Origin of the sequence: Acetobacter indonesiensis (genome assembly GCF_000963945.1) — a bacterium.
Taxonomy (GTDB): Bacteria; Pseudomonadota; Alphaproteobacteria; order Acetobacterales; family Acetobacteraceae; genus Acetobacter; species Acetobacter indonesiensis.
In genome coordinates, this window is sequence record NZ_BAMW01000092.1 from 1 (window position 1) to 14,504 (window position 14,504).

The following is a 14,504-nucleotide window of genomic DNA, read 5'->3' on the forward strand; positions in this document are numbered from 1 at the left end:
TGAACGTCCTGCTGTTCATGCTCATCGGCTTTGAAATACTGGAGATCACGCCGCATCTGTTCACGGTTCTGGCGACGCTTGCCGTGATCCCGCTGTCCATTGCCGTGCGGGCATTGAGTGTGCTGTTCTCCACCCTGCCGGTTCATCTCCGGCAGTGGGAGCGGGGCCGTGTCCTCGGCATCCTGACATGGGGCGGCCTGCGTGGCGGCATCTCGGTTTCTCTGGCGCTTGGCCTGCCGCACGGAGACCTGCGTGATCTGCTGCTGCCTGTCTGTTACGGTGTCGTGGTGTTCACCATCATCGTGCAGGGGCTGACCATGGAGCGGGTCGCCCGCAGGCTCTATCCGTCAATCGTCTCCCGGCCGCAGTAATGCCGTCTTCCCTTCTTCCCGTCTCGATTTCCGCCCGGCGGGTTCTCATTCTCGGGCTTGTCGCAGGCTATGTGGATGCCCTGAGTTTCGTCGATCTGAGCGGTGTCTTTGCCGGCGCGATGACCGGCAATACCACGCATATGGGCGCCTCGTTTATCAGTGGGAACTGGCAGCACGGCCTGCTTCTGATGGGTGTGCTGGGCGTATTTTTTCTTGCCGCTATTCTGGCCAGCCTGATGCGGCTGTTATGGTCGCCAGCTTGCGGGGTCATGGTCATGACGATCTTCATGGTTCTGGCGCAGGCGGTTCAGGGATCGTCCCTGCGTTACTGGGGAGAATTTCTCGTGCTTCCGGCACTTCTGGCCGTGCAGGGCGAAACGATCGCGAAATTCTCCGGCACGCCCATGCCCACGATCGTCGTGACGACAAACCTGTTAAAAGCCGCATCGGGAATTGCGGAATGGATGGCGTCATGGATTGCGCCGGACAGGAACATTCGCCCTATCGCAGGAAGCATTTTTCTGCCGCTACTTTCGTGGGGGGCTTTTCTGGCAGGCGTGATGGCCGCCGCTACGGGGCTGGCCCTGCACGGTAGTTTTCCGTTCCTCTGGCCCGTCCCTTTCCTTGTCTTTCTATACCGGGATATCTGGAAAACGGAGCGTTCCGGGCAGGACGATAATTGAACACCCTGTCTGACAGGTCAGGATCAGACGCAGGACGTAACGCGTTTATGATGCGAATCTGCCTCTCGGTCAGGTCAGATTTTCATGCCTGACAGCCGACATTCAGCTTCCCCCCCAAATCTGCCTGTCGGCTTCACCAATTCAGCAGACAGGCAGTGCTCACCTCAAGTCAGACGAGGTTGTAAGCCTTCTGTTGTATTCCTCGTGAGGCTTCCCAAATTCATAGGAACTGCATCTTTTAAGAAGGATCTGTCATGACCAGCCTGTTTGAGCCGATTGAACTGGGAAGCATTTACGCCAAAAACAGAATTCTCATGGCGCCGCTGACACGCGGTCGGAGCACCCGTGATCATGTGCCCACCCCCATCATGGCCGAATATTACGCGCAACGGGCCGGAGCCGGTCTGATCATCTCAGAAGCGACCGGGATCAGCCGCGAAGGTCTTGGCTGGCCGTATGCGCCGGGCCTGTGGTCGCAGGAACAGGTGGAAGCCTGGAAGCCCATCACCGCCGCAGTTCACGCCAAGGGTGGAAAGATTGTGGCCCAGCTCTGGCATATGGGTCGGATGGTTCATTCCAGCGTGACGGGCCAGCAACCTGTGTCCTGCTCGGCGACAAAAGCGCCTGAAGCCCTCCATACGTACGATGGCAAGCAGGCTCCCGAAGTCGCCCGCCCTCTCACCAAGGAGGACATTGCCCGCATCCTGAACGACTACGAAAATGCTGCTCGCAATGCCCTTCAGGCAGGCTTTGACGGTGTGCAGATTCATGCCGCCAACGGTTATCTGATCGACGAATTTCTGCGGGACGGCACCAATCATCGTTCCGACGAATATGGCGGTTCGCCGGAAAACCGCATCCGCTTCCTGCGTGAAGTCACCGAACGCGTGATCGCAACGATTGGCGCGCACAAAACGTCAGTAAGGCTGTCCCCCAATGGCGATACGCAGGGCTGCATCGACAGTCATCCAGGGCAGGTTTTTGTGCCGGCCGCAAAGCTGCTGAATGACCTCGATATCGCTTTCCTTGAACTGCGCGAGCCCGGACCGAACGGCACGTTCGGCAAGACCGACCAGCCCAAGCTGCATGGTCCGATCCGCGAAGTCTTCAGGAAGCCGCTGGTTCTGAATCAGGACTACACACGGGAAGAAGCGATCGAGACAGTCGCTACCGGTGTTGCGGACGCCATTTCGTTTGGTCGGCCTTTCCTCGCCAATCCGGACCTCGTGCGTCGTCTGGAAGACAATCTGCCCCAGAACAAGGACGATATCCGCACCTGGTACTCGCAGGGTGCAGAAGGCTATACGGATTATCCGCTTGCTCGCTGATACCCTATTTTTCCCGCAAGTTCCTTCCAATGGAAGGAACTTGCATTTGAACTATAGAAAATATTTAGCCGCCGACGTGATACTTGTCGTGAAGTAGGCGAAATCACCTGAATAGTTCTACTCCCTGCCATGAATGTGAACACTGCGAAAGGCTGTTTTCGGTAACTCTATCCCGATAGCCGACTGTCTGTTTCCCCCAGTCACCCGACGAGTAGTCTTGTTCGTTCGCGCACCGCTTCCAGTTCTCTTTCGGAGACCCGACCTTTATGCTTTGCTCGTCTGGCGCGCCAATCAAGACTGCGAACCTGATCAGAGAGAACCACGCTTGTCGGCTCTCCTGTCAAAGGCACTTCAAAGGGATACCCTTTGATTTTTGTCGTTGTCGGGCAACAAACAATCATACCAGATTTTTTGTTGTAACTAACTGGCGAAAGCACCACAGCCGGGCGATGCCCAGATTGTTCACGCCCTGCCTGAGGATCAAACTCCAGCCAGACGATGTCTCCGCAATCTGGCACCCATGCTGACATTTACCAGATCTCTCCGCCAATTTCAGGCCCAAAACTCACTTCACCGTGACGGTTATCATCCGTGATGGCGGCAGTCAGGGTGTCCAGCGAAAGGACAGCAGGGTGAACCGGTTGAATGATGATACGCCCATCTTCTTCCCGGACATCAACAGCCTGATTGATCTGTAGGTGAACCGCTTCAAGGATATTGGCTGGTAGACGGATGGCAGCGCTGTTCCCCCATTTGCGAACGGTCCCATGCATTGGATCTCTCCTTTGTGTGTCTACATTGTAGATACACCTTCGGCCACTTCTGTTTCAAGCTAAAAGTAGCCAATGTCCGCTTCCAATGAGCCAGGTATGCAAACCGGACCTTCTGCATTCCCCCCTAGTCCGCCTGTCTGCTCAGTGATGTAGGAGCAGACAGGCGGCAGTCGCCTACATGTCGGTCGTAAAGAGAGTCGCTCAAGGTTTTGGTAAGCGGACATCCTGTGTCGGCGACGCAAGCCAGCCCGCCAGTTGCCGGACCATGGATCTCGCGACACGGCCCGCCCCCAGGAGGGTTGCGGATGCGGGGCCGCACCAGGAACCATACCCCAGCAGCCACAGGCGTGGCTCCCTGATGGCCTGCTGCCCGTTCACGTGAATCAGCCCGTCCGGCTCGATCACGTCGAGTGGTGCAAATGCAGAGAGCGCGGGACGGAAGCCTGTACACCAGATGATCGCGTCAATGGCTTCTTCCCGCCCGTCGGGCCAGACGACGCCCGTTGCCGTCATGCGCACGAACGGCCGTACCGCGTGGAGTACGCCGCGCGCCTTGGCGGCCCGCACGGGTGGCACCATGACGATATCGCCAAAGCCTCCTGTCGGCATGGCGCCGGCGTTGCCCAAAACACGTGCGGTCGCCCGTTCGAACAGAACCCGTCCGTCCACATCGTCGGGCAGGAATACCGGATCCTCCAGCGTCACCCACGTTGCGTTCGCGAGCAGTGACACTTCCGGCAGGATCTGCGCCCCGGAATTGCCGCCACCGACCACGAGCACGCGCCGACCGGCAAAAGGTGCGGCGCTCTGATAGTGCGCGGAATGGATCTGCGTCCCGCCAAAGAATTCATGCCCCGCGACATCAGGAACGAACGGGACCGACCATGTGCCGGTCGCACCGATGACGGCACGGCTCAGAAAATCGCCCGCGTTTGTGCGGATATTCAGGAATTTCCCACCGGCCCGTTCCACGCGCCCGACCGTTACAGGACGGCGGATCGGCGGCGCATAGCGCGCCTCGTAGCGGTGCAGATAGTCCAACACCTCGTCACGGGTCGGATAGCCGCCATCCGGCGTGTCTGGCATCGGCCAGCCGGGCAGCGAACTGTAGGACGCGGGTGAAAACAGATGCAGGGAGTCCCAGCCATGCACCCATGCACCACCCGCCTGCGTCCCGTTATCAAGAATGACGTAACGCAGTCCGGTCCGTCGTAGAAAATACGACGCGGCGAGGGCCGCCTGACCGCCTCCCACGATCACAACATCGAACTGTTCCGCCATTGCCCGGCTCACAGGCGTTCCGGAAGGCGGAATTCCGCCTTCCGTTCGCTATAGCGGTCCACGAGGTAGTCGGCCCGGTCCCGCAGCAGCCATGTGAACTTGATCAGTTCCTCCATGACATCCACCATCCGGTCATAGAGGGGGGACGGCTTCATGCGATCATCGTCACCGAACTGCGTATAGGCCATTGGCACGCTGGACTGGTTGGGGATGGTAAACATCCGCATCCACCGGCCCAGCACCCGTAGGGCATTGACGGAATTGAAGCTCTGCGATCCGCCCGAGACCTGCATGACCGCCAGCGTGCGGCCCTGCGTCGGGCGGATCGAGCCTTCGGTCAGGGGCAACCAGTCGATCTGGTTCTTGAATACTGCCGTCATGTTGCCGTGCCGTTCAGGGCTGCACCAGACCTGGCCTTCCGACCAGATCGACAGTTCCCGCAGTTCCTGCACTTTCGGATGCGTGGCAGGCACGGAATCCGCTACCGGCAGGCCGGTCGGGTCGAACACCCGTGTCTCGGCGCCCAGCACCTTCAGGATGCGTTCTGCCTCAAGCACCAGCAACCGGCTGAAGGATCGGGGACGCAAAGAGCCGTAGAGCAGAAGGATGCGCGGCGGATGGTCCACACGCGGTTGCGGTTCCAGCCGCGCGAGATCAACCCGTTCAAGATATTCGGGGTGGAGGGCCGGCAAGTCAGGTTCAGTCATTGTGATATTGGTCCATTCGTGCATTACGGGTGACTGATCCAGGGCAGCCACAGAGCCAGCGCCGCGAGTGTTGCCAGCAGGACGGGCGGCGTAATCACCAGTCCGACCTTCATATACTGCCCCCATGTGATCCGATGGTTCCTGGATGCCAGCACATGCAGCCACAGCAACGTGGCGAGACTGCCGATCGGTGTAAATTTCGGCCCGAGGTCGCAGCCGATCACATTGGCATAGACCATCAGGTCGCGTGTCAGCGGCGTGAGGTCGTGTGCCTGCTCGATCGCCAGCGCCCCGACCAGTACACTCGGCATATTGTTCATGATGGACGACAGAACAGCCGCCAGAAAGCCGGTGCCGATGGTGGCGATGAACGGCCCCTGATGGCCGAGCCAGACCAGTACGATTGCGAGGTAGTCGGTCAGCCCGGCGTTGCGCAGGCCATACACCACCAGATACATACCCAACGAGAAGATCACGATCTGCCACGGTGCGCCCCGCAGCACCTTGCGAACAGGGATGACCCGACCATATCCGGCGACGAGCAAGAGGATTCCGGCGGCCAGGCAGGCTACGACACAGACCGGGATATGAAACGGCGCGGTCAGGAAATAGGCCGCCAGAACCAGGGCCAGCAGCGGAAATGCCGCCCGGAATACCTGGTGGTCGCGAATGGCCGTGGCAGGTGCTGGCAGTTCGGCGACGGGATAGGTCGCAGGCACCTGCCGCCGATACCACAGCCACAGGACGGCAAGCGTTGCACCAAGTGCTACCAGATCGACAGGGACCATGATCGCGGCATAGCGATCGAACGCAATGCCGAAGAAATTCGCGCTGACAATGTTCACCAGATTGGAAATCACTAGCGGCAGGCTGGTGGTATCGGCGACGAAGCCCGTGGCGACAATAAAGGCCAGGGCCGCAGCAGGACTGAGGCGGAGTTGAGTGAGGATGGCGATGACAATGGGCGTGAGCAGCAGGGCCGCGCCGTCATTGGCGAAAACCGCTGCAATGGCCGCTCCCAGCACCACGATCAGCGGGAATAGCGTCCGGCCTCGCCCTTTGCCCCAGCGCACGACGTGCAGGGCGGCCCAATGGAAAAACCCGGCCTCATCCAGCAACAGCGAGATGACGATCAGCGCGATGAAGGTAAAGGTTGCGTCCCAGACGAGGTGCCAGACGACAGGAATGTCGTGCCAGTGGATCACACCAGCCGCCAGGGCCACGGCGGCACCAGCCATGGCACTCCAGCCGATACCCAGCCCCCGAGGCTGCCAGATGACAAAAACCAGCGTGGCAACGAAAATCAGAAGCGCCAGCATCAGATGATCCGCTTGCCGGATTCATCGACGATCTTCTCCCCGTCCTCTTTGACGAAAGCACCTCTCTGCGGGTTAGGCAGGATGTCCAGAACCGTCTCGGACGGACGGCAGAGTGCCGCACCGAGGGGGGTGACGACGATCGGCCGGTTAATCAGGATCGGATGCGCCATCATGGCGTCGATCAGCGCATCATCGCTCAGGGCCGGATTATCGAGGCCGAGTTCGTGAAAGGGCGTGCCCTTTTCCCGCAGGACCGAGCGCACCGGAACGCCCATACGGGCGATCAGACTGACCAGTTCCGCACGGCTTGGTGGGGTTTTCAGATATTCGATGATGCAGGGGTCCTCGCCGCTGTTGCGGATCAGCGCCAGCACGTTGCGCGACGTGCCGCAGGCTGGGTTGTGGTAGATCGTGATGGTCATGAGCAGGATTCCCGGGATGGGCAGCAGGAGGACAGGGTCGCGATCAGGGGCGCGCAGAGTTCGGGGTTGCCCGCACAGCAGTCTCTGACGAGGAAGAGCATCAGGTCGCGCAAGCGCGGAAGGCACGCACGATAGACGATCAGCCGGCTATGGCGTTGCGAGGTCAGCAGACCGGCGCGGGTCAGGGTGGCGAGATGGGCCGAGATCGTGTTTTGCGGGACACCGAGATACCGCGCGACCTCGCCCGCAGGCAGGCCGTCCGGTTCGTGGCGTACCAGCAGGCGGAAGATCTCCAGCCGTGTGGACTGCGACAGGGCGCTCAGGGCAGCGAGGGCGGATTCTGTATCCATAAATCGACGATCACAGATATATGGGATGAAGTCAAGACTACCCAGGACATGCCTCGTTCAGAGCTTGGAACGCGGCTTCACACGCCGAACAGGCGGCCGATCCCGCCCGTGACGATCATTGCCACAATACCCCAGAACGTCACACGCAGTGCTGGGCGCAGAGGCGCTGCGCCGCCGGCAATCGCGCCAACGACCCCCAGAACAGCGAGAACCACGACGGACGTCAGGGACACGCCCCAGGACACCCACGCCACGGGCGTCAGAACCGCCGCCAGCACAGGCAGTAGTGCTCCGGATGAAAAGGCGGTTGCTGAGGCGAATGCCGCCTGTATGGGTCGTGCCGCCGTGGCTTCGGACAGACCCAGTTCATCCCTTGCATGGGCACCGAGCGCATCATGCTTCATGAGGGCAACGGCGACCTTGCGCGAGAGGTCTTTATCCAGCCCTCTCTTCTGATAAATCCCGGCCAGTTCGGTGACTTCGCCCTCCCAGTCCGTGACCAGTTCCTGTTTCTCGCGGGCGATGTCGGCGTGTTCGGAATCGGCCTGGGAACTGACCGAGACATACTCGCCCGCCGCCATGGACAGGGCGCCCGCGACAAGCGCGGACAGTCCCGCGACGAGAATGCTGCCGCGTGTCGCATGAGAACTGGCAACGCCGACGATGAGGCTGCCGGTCGACAGCGTTCCGTCATTGGCGCCGAGAACAGCCGCACGCAGCCATCCCAGTTTCTCGACGGCATGACGTTCGGCCAAAGGATGGAGACGCGACATAAGATGACCTGCTGCTTCTGGTGAATACAAATAAAGGTTAAGATGCATCATTTGCCGCGACAACAGATATTTCATTCTGATATTGCGAGTTATTTTCAATATTGTTTATGTTTTAGGAAAATCTGTTCTGTTCAGAATCCTGTCAGGTAAGCATGATACGGAAGTGGATTCAGGGTTCTTTTTTGCCGAGACGTATATGCCTTATTCAACGCCGGACATCACAGATAGCCTGCTGCGTTACGACAGGCCGACGATCATCCTTCACTGGATGACGGCCTTTCTGGTGCTGCTTCAGTTTGCTCTTGGCGAAACCTGGAACTGGCCAACAAAACCCGTCCATCATCTGATGGTGGTCGCGCATCTGACAGCCGGCATCCTGCTGACCGCAATTATGGTGTTCCGCATTGTCTGGCGTCTGACGAAAGGCCGGCATCTGTCGGACCTTCTCGTGCCTGTGGACCGGGTATTCGCCCTTGGAGCAGAGTACACGCTCTATGTGCTGCTTCTGGCGGAAATCTTGCTGGGCTATCTCTGGCGATGGGGTGCCGGGCAGACGATGAGTTTTTTCGGCCTCCTGATTCCATCCCCGTTCGCGCGGTTCCCGGCGGAAACCGTGACGTGGTTTCAGACGCTACATTACTGGAACGCCTGGTTGATTATGGGTCTTGCGACAGGCCATGGCGCGGCGGCGCTTTTTCATCAGTTCGTCCTGAAGGACAAAGTTCTCGGGCGCATGTTGCCGCAGTGTTTCTTGCTCCGTCAGTGAGGCGGTCAGTATCCTGTCTGATTGTATGACTGGGCACACCGTGATGCTGGGTCGCCAACAAGCCAGAAGTGATGATTTTTTTGTTGTCATCAGCAGCTCCACATGAATGCCGGTTCATGGGAATTGTCTCCTGTCGAACGGGAAAATAAGAAAGTATCGACCCAATGACGATCGTGCCGCGTGGCGTGGGACCAGAAAGACCGGGGTCGGCTCTTGAGGTGCTCCTCATCTTTCTCAGGCTGGGCGTCACCTGCTTCGGCGGGCCGATCGCGCATATCGGGTATTTCCGGGACGAATTCGTCGTCCGACGCCGGTGGCTCAATGAGCGCGCCTATGCCGATCTCGTCGGGCTGTGTCAGTTCCTGCCCGGTCCCGCGAGCAGCCAGGTGGGATTTTCCATTGGCCTGATGCGGGCCGGTTATGCAGGCGGTTTTGCGGCGTGGGCGGGGTTCACCCTGCCTTCGGCACTTATACTGGTCCTCTTCGCCTATGGCGCGAACGCGCTTGCCGGCCCGACTGGTGCAGGCCTTCTGCATGGACTGAAACTCGTCGCCGTCGCCATCGTCGCACAGGCCGTATGGGGCATGGCGCGCACGCTGTGTCCGGACCGGACGCGAGCTTCGATCGCGGTCACGGCCGCGCTCATCGTTCTGTTCGCCATCTCACCGCTTGCCCAGATCGCGGCCATCGTTCTCGGGGGCCTCGCCGGCTTGTGGCTTTGCCGCTCTGTGCAGACGTCAGATGGCGAGCATATTACAGTGCCCGTATCGCATCGTGCAGGGATCGTCGCACTGGCTCTCTTTCTGGCGTTGCTCTTCGGTCTGCCCGTTCTCGCCCGCCATGGCGCACCAGAGGGCGTTTCCCTGTTCGACGCCTTCTACCGGTCAGGCGCGCTCGTGTTCGGTGGCGGTCATGTCGTGCTGCCCTTGCTGCACGAGGCTTTCGTGACATCGGGCTGGGTCAGCGACGACACCTTTCTCGCCGGTTATGGCGCGGCACAGGCGGTTCCGGGGCCGCTTTTCACGTTCGCGGCCTATCTCGGCGCGGTCGTCGGGCAATCTCCCCACGGTGTTGCCGGTGCCGCTTTCGGTCTTTTCGGCATCTTTCTGCCGGGCATCCTGGTCCTGATCGGAGCTTTGCCCTTCTGGGACACCTTCCGCAGCCAGCGGGCCGTTCAGGCGACGATGCGCGGCGTCAACGCAGCGGTCGTGGGCCTGCTGGGGGCGGCGCTCTATACACCGGTCTGGACGAGCGCGGTCAGGTCGGCGGCGGATTTCGGGATCGTGCTGGTCGGTTTCGTCCTGCTGACCGTCTGGCGGGCGCCACCCCTGGTGGTAGTCGGTATCAGCGCGCTGGGAGGGGTCGTCATTGGGCAGGCAGCATAATGAAATGTTCAGTCAGCGACGTGCATCGACGCGTGATCGCCATACCGTTTTTCAACGCACACTTCAATAATGGCGCGTCGTTATAAGGGCCATGTTTCGGCCGTTTCCTGTGTAAGTCAGCCAGAAAACGGACAGGCAGTTTACCCCCCGTTGCCGTCGTGATTTCGGCGAGGCTGCGGCCTCGCCGTGTTGCGGAACGAGGGGCAGGGTGTCTCCGTGGTCGGATGGGGTCCCGCGCGGGAAGTAGTCATAGGAGGAAGAGGGTGGTTTCGCCTCTGGTGCCGAATAACCGGTATCAGAGGAGAGTTTTCCATGACCACAACCACCATCCTGCCCCCTGCGTTCCGTGGTGCGGCGTCCGGCGGCTTCCGGATCGATCCTTCGCGCGGGGAGCGTAGTGCCCGCGTCTCGTCCGAATGGTTCTCGCGCCCCGATGACGAGCGGTATCTGTCCCTATCTGATTTGCACGCGGCCACTCTTGGCCGTGCCGAGCGCGCCACGGCCCGCACGGTAGAAAGCCGCGCCATCCGAGTGGAGGCGAGCCGCGACAATGCCGAGCGCCTGACCCTGACCGTGCCGGGGCAGAATGACCCGATCGCACCCACCCACTGGTCGTTCGGCCAGATGTGCAGCCTGGTCGGTGCGCCATCGTCGTACTTGCGTAACCTGCCGGCCTCACTGGCGGCGATCAACCTGCAGCACGGGCTGCTGTCGCATAGGGCCGAGCTGGTGAAAACGCTGGAAACCGAAGACGGGCGCGTCGAGCTGCGCGCTGTAACCGGTCCCGATTACGGCCGTATCTGGGACCATGAACTGGTCGGCGCGGTGCGGAAAATTGCTGGTGATGGCACCGGCGACACAAACTGGAAGGTGCCGGGCGTGATCGACTGGGCCACCATGACCCATAATCCGTATGTGGACATCACCAGGGAAACCACGACGCTCTACGCATCGGATCGCGATGTCTTCCTGTTTCTCGTCGACGATACACATCCGATCGAGGCCGGACGCCTGCCCAACGGCGATCCCGATCTCTATTTCCGGGGCTTCTACGCCTGGAACAGCGAGGTCGGTAGCAAGAGCCTCGGCATTGCGTCATTCTACCTGCGCGGGGTGTGCCAAAATAGAATGCTCTGGGGTGTGGAAAATTTCGAACAGATCACGATCCGGCATAGCAAGTTTGCTGCTTCCCGTTTCGTGCATCAGGCCACACCGGCCCTGCGGAATTTCGCTACGGCCAGCCCGGCATCGTTCGTCTCTGGTATTCAGGCCTCGCGCAAGGCGCTGGTGGCCAGAACCGATGACGATCGCGAAGCCTTCCTGCGTCGTCGTGGGTTCTCGAAACCGGAAACTAGCAGGATCATCGAAACCGTGCTGCACGAGGAGGGACGCAAGCCCGAGAGCGTGTTCGATTTCGTGCAGGGGATCACGGCGCTGGCGCGAACGAAGACCAACCAGGACACGCGGCTGGATCTGGAGGGCAGGGCACGAAAGCTGATGGAGAAGGTCGGATGAATGCGTCCATCATCAGAGGCCAGCGTGATGGGGAAGGGGCGGCGGACGAGGTCCGCCGCCTTTTGCCTGTCGGCAGGTCAGTCGTTCAGGCTGTCCTTGAGCGCCTTGGCAGGCGTGAAGGCCAGCTTGCGCGAGGCTGCGATCTGGATGGTCGCACCCGTGGCCGGGTTGCGGCCTTCGCGGGCGGCGACTTCTTTCACCTTGAACTTGCCGAAGTTCGGCAGGGTGATTTCGTCACCCGCTTTGGCGGCAGCGGTCATGGTGTCGATCAGCGCGTCCAGCACCTTGCGGGTATCAGTCTTGCTCGTGTCGGTGGTGGTGGCGATATGATCGACCAGATCGGCAATCTTCATGGGACTATCCTTTTGCATTCGGGCCTGTGCCCGTTGCCTCTGCCGTTACGGGGGAATCATGGCGGCATCAAGCCTGCAGGGAGGGGGAGATGACCAATACGCAGTCAGGGGATGCTGGCGATCTGGCCCGCAGGCTGGCCGAGAACGCCGAAGTGGTCTGTCGCCATTACCTCTCGGCCGGGCGACGGCACGGCAATTACTGGCTGGTCGGCGACGTCCACAACACGCCGGGACGGTCGCTCTATGTCCGCCTGCATGGTGGTCTGGGCGGGCGTGGTCGCGCGGGTAAATGGACGGATGGTGCGACGGGGCAGCATGGCGATCTGCTTGACATCATCCGTGAAAGCCTCGGGCTGCTGGATTTTCGTGATGTCGCCGATGAGGCCCGGCGCTTTCTCTGCCTGCCGCAACCAGAGCCACGACAGCCCTCTGATCGTGGCCGTTCCGATGCGTTCGGGCATGACGCTTCCCCGCAGGCATCTGGCACCGCAGACGCCGCACGAAGGCTCTGGTCCATGTCCCGCCCGATTGCGGGCACCTTGGCGGAAACCTGGCTGCGCCATCGTGACCTCACCCGCCTGACGGACCTGCCATCGCTGCGATTGCACCCGGATTGCTACTACCGGGCCAATGCTGACAGTCCAACCGAGACCTGGCCCGCCATGATCGCCGCCGTGACCGATCTCAACGGCGCTCTGACCGGCGTCCATCGCACCTGGCTGGCGCGGGACGGAAAGGGCAAGGCGCCCGTCGCCATGCCCCGTCGGGCCATGGGCGACCTGCTCGGCCACGCCGTGCGCTCTGGCGCGGTGTCCGACGTTCTGGCGGCAGGCGAGGGCATCGAGACGGTGCTCTCGCTCCGGGAAGTCATGCCCGATCTGCCACTGGCCGCGTGCCTGTCCTCGGCGCATCTCGCCGCCATGGCGTTTTCGCCCACGCTGCGCCGCCTCTATGTGCTGCGTGATGACGACCCGGCCGGGGACCATGCGGTGACGACCCTGCAGGCCCGGACGCAGGAAGCCGGGATCGACTGCCTCGTGCTGTCACCGCGTCTGGCGGACTTTAACGATGATCTTCGCTACCTCGGGCGTGGGGCGATGCGGGCGATCCTGCACCCCCAGCTTGCCCCGCAGGACGTGGCGCGGTTCCTGCATCCGGTCACGCACTGAGGCGGGCCGGGAAGGGGGTGTGAGGGTCATCATCTTTCCGGCGTGGTGTGAGGGCTGTCCTGTTTTCCGGATGGGGCGCGCCCGCGGCCTTTTCTGGAGGGGAGCGGGCGTCAGCCAGGCCGGGCCTGCAATGGCGGAGCCGGCTATTTCCCGCCGCGCGTGCCGCGCTTTGCATCGCGAAGCAAAATAGCCGCCTCCCTGCCATCCTCCACTGCGTTCCGGCCGCGCGTTGCGCGGTTCCGGCCCGACCTTCGTCTGCCGCTATCCGCCCCCGGAAAGGCCGCGAGGGGCGCGGCCGAGACCGGAGGACAGACCCGTGACCCGCACACAGGACGATTTCGAACCCGTACACGCCACATCTTCCACCGCCCATGTGCTGGCCGAACTCCAGCTTTACGGCCACCGTCCCTTTGAGGACGAGCCGGACCCGAGGCCGCTGCCTGACGCCAGCCAGATCGAGGGCGCGGTGGCTGATATCTTCGACGCCCTGTCAGCCACGCTGACCGAAACCCGGCTGGAACCCGATCTCGAACCGCTGATCTGGTCCACCGTCAATGTCTTTCACCGCATGGTCGGGCAGGTGGAGCGTGATCTTGACCGTAACGAGCAGGCGCAGAAACGCTGCCAGCAGGAACAGGATGGCAGCGAAATCCGCTCGGTGGAACTGGAGCGCCTCATCGCCGAGGGCCTGACCCTGCTGGAACGACGCAACGCTTACGAGATCTTCCGCGACCTCGCCTGCGACCAGTTCGAACGCCTGACGATGTCGCCTTGGCGGCCACGCTCCGGCTCACTGGTCAGCCGCAGTACGCTGACGGCGTCGATGATTGACAGCCGCGATTTCCTCAATGCCCGCCGCAAGGCCGAAACCGAACTGCTGGTGCCCCCCGGACCAAAGGTCGCGGTGACAGGCGGCCCTGATTACGAGGATCATCTCCTCATCTGGAACCGTCTGGACAAGGTGCGCGAGAAGCATCCCGACATGGTGCTGTTGCATGGCGGTTCACCCAAGGGGGCCGAATTCATTGCCTCCCGCTGGGCCGATCACCGCGAAATTCCGCAGATTGCCTTCAAACCCGACTGGAACCGGCACGGCAAAGCCGCCCCGTTCCGGCGTAACGACGCCCTGCTGAAAGTCCTGCCCGTCGGCGTCATGGTGTTTCCGGGATCGGGCATACAGGACAATCTGGCCGACAAGGCGAAGCAGATGGGCATCCCGGTCTGGAGGTTCCGCAAGGACAGTGGCGCGTAAGCGCCATTGTCTCCTTTAAACACATCCCGGGAATGATGATCGCTACTCTCGATTTTT

At 61.2% G+C, this 14,504-nt stretch carries 17 protein-coding genes; 8 read left to right on the forward strand and 9 right to left on the reverse strand.

Annotated features, from left to right (window positions below):
* From Abin_RS14920 to Abin_RS14930, 3 genes are all read left to right on the forward strand, one after another.
* The coding region (locus Abin_RS14920; protein ID WP_048848389.1) for a cation:proton antiporter domain-containing protein at positions 1–371 on the forward strand (371 nt) is incomplete at its 5' end.
* Positions 371–1,054, forward strand: coding sequence for a YoaK family protein (locus tag Abin_RS14925; RefSeq protein ID WP_003618716.1), 684 nt, complete (start codon positions 371–373; stop codon positions 1,052–1,054). The genes Abin_RS14920 and Abin_RS14925, both read left to right, overlap by 1 nt.
* Positions 1,055–1,308: 254 nt before the next feature.
* Positions 1,309–2,382, forward strand: a complete 1,074-nt coding sequence (locus Abin_RS14930; protein WP_003618718.1) for an alkene reductase — start codon at positions 1,309–1,311, stop codon at positions 2,380–2,382.
* 200 nt (positions 2,383–2,582) lie between these two features.
* Here the strand turns inward: Abin_RS14930 and mazF are convergent, their stop codons facing one another.
* The 8 genes from mazF to Abin_RS14970 form a co-directional block, all read right to left on the reverse strand.
* The gene (gene mazF / locus Abin_RS14935) at positions 2,583–2,912 is read right to left on the reverse strand and encodes an endoribonuclease MazF (RefSeq protein ID WP_003618720.1); all 330 of its coding nucleotides are present in this window, start codon (positions 2,910–2,912) and stop codon (positions 2,583–2,585) included.
* Positions 2,913–3,155: an AbrB/MazE/SpoVT family DNA-binding domain-containing protein gene (locus Abin_RS14940; RefSeq protein ID WP_003618721.1), complete on the reverse strand. Its 243-nt coding sequence runs from the start codon at positions 3,153–3,155 to the stop codon at positions 2,913–2,915.
* A gap of 201 nt (positions 3,156–3,356) precedes the next feature.
* The gene (locus tag Abin_RS14945; RefSeq protein ID WP_048848392.1) at positions 3,357–4,436 is read right to left on the reverse strand and encodes an ArsO family NAD(P)H-dependent flavin-containing monooxygenase; all 1,080 of its coding nucleotides are present in this window, start codon (positions 4,434–4,436) and stop codon (positions 3,357–3,359) included.
* Positions 4,437–4,444: 8 nt separating this feature from the next.
* The gene (arsH, locus tag Abin_RS14950) at positions 4,445–5,143 is read right to left on the reverse strand and encodes an arsenical resistance protein ArsH (RefSeq protein WP_048848494.1); all 699 of its coding nucleotides are present in this window, start codon (positions 5,141–5,143) and stop codon (positions 4,445–4,447) included.
* A gap of 23 nt (positions 5,144–5,166) precedes the next feature.
* Positions 5,167–6,462, reverse strand: a complete 1,296-nt coding sequence (locus tag Abin_RS14955; RefSeq protein ID WP_048848394.1) for an arsenic transporter — start codon at positions 6,460–6,462, stop codon at positions 5,167–5,169.
* Positions 6,462–6,884 carry an arsenate reductase (glutaredoxin) gene (gene arsC, locus Abin_RS14960; RefSeq protein WP_048848495.1) on the reverse strand — a complete coding sequence of 141 codons (423 nt, stop codon included), beginning with the start codon at positions 6,882–6,884 and terminating at the stop codon, positions 6,462–6,464. Before arsC ends, Abin_RS14955 begins: the two co-directional genes overlap by 1 nt.
* Entirely contained in the window at positions 6,881–7,234 is a 354-nt protein-coding gene (locus Abin_RS14965) for an ArsR/SmtB family transcription factor (RefSeq protein WP_035379755.1), read from the reverse strand. Before Abin_RS14965 ends, arsC begins: the two co-directional genes overlap by 4 nt.
* Positions 7,235–7,311: 77 nt before the next feature.
* Entirely contained in the window at positions 7,312–8,007 is a 696-nt protein-coding gene (locus Abin_RS14970; protein WP_035379753.1) for a VIT1/CCC1 transporter family protein, read from the reverse strand.
* Positions 8,008–8,170: 163 nt separating this feature from the next.
* On the opposite strand from Abin_RS14970, the gene Abin_RS14975 reads away from it, so the two are divergent.
* The 3 genes from Abin_RS14975 (at position 8,171) to Abin_RS14985 (ending at position 11,673) form a co-directional block, all read left to right on the forward strand.
* Entirely contained in the window at positions 8,171–8,773 is a 603-nt protein-coding gene (locus tag Abin_RS14975; protein WP_003618731.1) for a cytochrome b, read from the forward strand.
* Between the two features lie 164 nt (positions 8,774–8,937).
* Entirely contained in the window at positions 8,938–10,158 is a 1,221-nt protein-coding gene (chrA, locus tag Abin_RS14980) for a chromate efflux transporter (protein ID WP_003618732.1), read from the forward strand.
* A gap of 312 nt (positions 10,159–10,470) precedes the next feature.
* On the forward strand, positions 10,471–11,673 hold the full coding sequence (locus tag Abin_RS14985; RefSeq protein ID WP_048848396.1) for a hypothetical protein: 1,203 nt from the start codon (positions 10,471–10,473) through the stop codon (positions 11,671–11,673).
* Positions 11,674–11,750: 77 nt separating this feature from the next.
* Here the strand turns inward: Abin_RS14985 and Abin_RS14990 are convergent, their stop codons facing one another.
* Positions 11,751–12,026 carry an HU family DNA-binding protein gene (locus tag Abin_RS14990; RefSeq protein ID WP_048848398.1) on the reverse strand — a complete coding sequence of 92 codons (276 nt, stop codon included), beginning with the start codon at positions 12,024–12,026 and terminating at the stop codon, positions 11,751–11,753.
* Positions 12,027–12,115: 89 nt separating this feature from the next.
* On the opposite strand from Abin_RS14990, the gene Abin_RS14995 reads away from it, so the two are divergent.
* Together Abin_RS14995 and Abin_RS15000 are read left to right on the forward strand one after the other, a co-directional pair.
* Positions 12,116–13,195 carry a DUF7146 domain-containing protein gene (locus tag Abin_RS14995; protein WP_048848400.1) on the forward strand — a complete coding sequence of 360 codons (1,080 nt, stop codon included), beginning with the start codon at positions 12,116–12,118 and terminating at the stop codon, positions 13,193–13,195.
* A 316-nt stretch (positions 13,196–13,511) separates the two neighbouring features.
* Positions 13,512–14,447: a DUF2493 domain-containing protein gene (locus Abin_RS15000; RefSeq protein ID WP_048848402.1), complete on the forward strand. Its 936-nt coding sequence runs from the start codon at positions 13,512–13,514 to the stop codon at positions 14,445–14,447.
* Positions 14,448–14,504 lie beyond the last annotated feature (57 nt).

What these genes read in the sequence shown, in the direction of transcription:
- Abin_RS14925 (WP_003618716.1), top strand. Translation starts at nt 371, where the DNA reads ATGCCGTCTTCCCTTCTTCCCGTCTCGATTTCCGCCCGGCGGGTTCTC.
- Abin_RS14930 (WP_003618718.1), top strand. Translation starts at nt 1,309, where the DNA reads ATGACCAGCCTGTTTGAGCCGATTGAACTGGGAAGCATTTACGCCAAA.
- mazF (WP_003618720.1), bottom strand. Translation starts at nt 2,912, where the DNA reads ATGTCAGCATGGGTGCCAGATTGCGGAGACATCGTCTGGCTGGAGTTT.
- Abin_RS14940 (WP_003618721.1), bottom strand. Translation starts at nt 3,155, where the DNA reads ATGCATGGGACCGTTCGCAAATGGGGGAACAGCGCTGCCATCCGTCTA.
- Abin_RS14945 (WP_048848392.1), bottom strand. Translation starts at nt 4,436, where the DNA reads ATGGCGGAACAGTTCGATGTTGTGATCGTGGGAGGCGGTCAGGCGGCC.
- arsH (WP_048848494.1), bottom strand. Translation starts at nt 5,143, where the DNA reads ATGACTGAACCTGACTTGCCGGCCCTCCACCCCGAATATCTTGAACGG.
- Abin_RS14955 (WP_048848394.1), bottom strand. Translation starts at nt 6,462, where the DNA reads ATGCTGGCGCTTCTGATTTTCGTTGCCACGCTGGTTTTTGTCATCTGG.
- arsC (WP_048848495.1), bottom strand. Translation starts at nt 6,884, where the DNA reads ATGACCATCACGATCTACCACAACCCAGCCTGCGGCACGTCGCGCAAC.
- Abin_RS14965 (WP_035379755.1), bottom strand. Translation starts at nt 7,234, where the DNA reads ATGGATACAGAATCCGCCCTCGCTGCCCTGAGCGCCCTGTCGCAGTCC.
- Abin_RS14970 (WP_035379753.1), bottom strand. Translation starts at nt 8,007, where the DNA reads ATGTCGCGTCTCCATCCTTTGGCCGAACGTCATGCCGTCGAGAAACTG.
- chrA (WP_003618732.1), top strand. Translation starts at nt 8,938, where the DNA reads ATGACGATCGTGCCGCGTGGCGTGGGACCAGAAAGACCGGGGTCGGCT.
- Abin_RS14985 (WP_048848396.1), top strand. Translation starts at nt 10,471, where the DNA reads ATGACCACAACCACCATCCTGCCCCCTGCGTTCCGTGGTGCGGCGTCC.
- Abin_RS14990 (WP_048848398.1), bottom strand. Translation starts at nt 12,026, where the DNA reads ATGAAGATTGCCGATCTGGTCGATCATATCGCCACCACCACCGACACG.
- Abin_RS14995 (WP_048848400.1), top strand. Translation starts at nt 12,116, where the DNA reads ATGACCAATACGCAGTCAGGGGATGCTGGCGATCTGGCCCGCAGGCTG.